Raw genomic sequence first — 1,910 nt, forward strand, 5'->3', positions numbered from 1 at the left:
AGCCCGACGCCGCCGCGGGCGGTCAGACGCCGCCCCCGCCGCCCCCGCCGCCGCCGCCGCCCGACGAGCCGCCGCCGCCGGAGCCGCCAGACGAGGAGCTCGAGCTCGATCCCGACCACGAGGCGCTCGACGCCGACGTGAACGAGTCCACGCCCGACGAGAACGCCACCGCGTTGAAGCCGTCGCGTCCGGAGTACCAGGTCGGCGTCTCGCCGCGTGCGGCGTAGAGCGCCGCGAGCTCCTCGCTCCACTCGCGCTCCTGACCGAACAGGACGGCGTACGGCAGCAGCCGCTCGTTGAGCTTGAGCACGGTCGCCGCGTCGAGCGGTGCCGTCGCCACGGGCGCCGCGCCCGCGGCATCCGCGATCCTGGGCGCCCCGAGTGCGGGGCGTTCGACGCGCAGTGCGCCGCTCGGGCTCTGCAGCACCCGCAGGCGATCGGCCTCGGCGAGGCGGATGTACTCGCGGAGCCCCTCGAGGTGGTCGCGGGCGGCGCGCCCGCGCTCGGTGAGGGGCCGCACTCCGCTGACGGCGAGGAGCCCGACGAGCCCCACGCCCGCGCCGCCGAACATCACGAGGTACGGCCAGCCGCCGCCCATCTGCTGGTCGAGCGCGAAGATCGAGAACAGCACGGCGATCGTGCCGCCCACGATCGCGGCGAACCCGAGCAGCACCCGCAGGCCGAGGCCCGGCTTGTGGCGGAAGCCGGTGCGCGCCATGCGCGAGTGCACCTTCGTGCGCAGCGACACGAGCTTCGTGCCGAGCGCGGTGTCGCGCGACTTGAGGTCACGGCGCTGGCCGCTCACCGGAGTCCTCGTGAAGAGCGCCGCGACGACGGAATCGGTGTCGGCGTCGGCCGTCGGGTCGGGTGCGACGTACTCCACGGCGTACTTGCGCCGTCCGGTCTCGACGATGCGCAGCGAGCCCGCGACGGCCTCCTGCAGGATCGTCGCCGTCACCCCGCGGCCGGCCGCGTTCACGAGGTCGGCCGACTCGAGCACCGACACCCCCTCGGGCGGCTCGTACTGCGCGACGATGACGCCCCGGCCGGGGTGGTCGCGCCAGGCGGTGAACCGGAGGACGAGCGCCGCGAGCGCCGCACCGAGCGCGATGAGGGCGCCCACGGCCCCCGCGATCGCCGCAGGCGACGAGATGAACCGCTCGTCGCGGGGTTCGAAGGTGCCGACGGGGAAGGCCGCGGCGAAGGTGAGCGTCTCGTACGGCCCGATCGTCGCGGCCTCGGCGGTGAGCACGGGGTCCGAGCCCTGCCGGATCACGAGCGAGTCGCAGGCCGCCGTCGACCCCTCGTACCCGCGGTAGCAGGCGGCGTCGCCCGTGAACGCGGCCGCGAGGGCCTCGTCGAGGTGGAGTTCGGCGCGGACGGTGTCGAACGTCTGAAGCCAGCCGGTGCCGTTCACGTCCCAGTAGAACTCCTCGACCCGCAGGTCGGTCGGCGCGAGCGTCACGTTGCGCTGGTCGTAGGTGATCACGTACGTCTGCTCGCCGTGCACGAAGTCGTCCGCGGCGATCGTGACGAGGAGGAACTCGCCGTCCTCGCTCGTCTCGGTCTCGTAGCCGCGCGGGGTGCCCGCGGCATCCGTCACCGAGACGACGTCGATGTCGGTCGGGTGCCCGTCGTAGTGGGTCGGAATGGCCCGCCGGATGCCGCGGTTCTGGTCGTACTCGGGGAACACCGCGACGAGCGTCTCGACGGTGCGCAGCGTCGAGTGGTCGCCGTCGTCGCGTGAGAGCTCGTAGTCGGCGTCGAAGAGCGCGAAGCGGAAGTCGTCGACGCCGGCCGGCACGACGGCGACCGGGTCGACGACGGATGCCGCCGCCGCCACGGGCGCGTGGGCCGCCACCGGCCCCGGCGCCGGTGCCGGCGTCGATGCGGCGGCGCCGGACGCGCCC

At 74.4% G+C, this 1,910-nt stretch carries 1 protein-coding gene; it reads right to left on the reverse strand.

Annotated elements, in window-relative coordinates; genetic code table 11:
* Positions 1 to 22 precede the first annotated feature (22 nt).
* On the reverse strand, positions 23 to 1,910 hold a 1,888-nt coding region (locus tag EDM22_RS19265; RefSeq protein ID WP_212592003.1), incomplete at its 5' end, for a DUF2207 family protein.

Source organism: Agromyces tardus, from assembly GCF_003710805.1.
GTDB classification, from domain to species: Bacteria; Actinomycetota; Actinomycetes; order Actinomycetales; family Microbacteriaceae; genus Agromyces; species Agromyces tardus.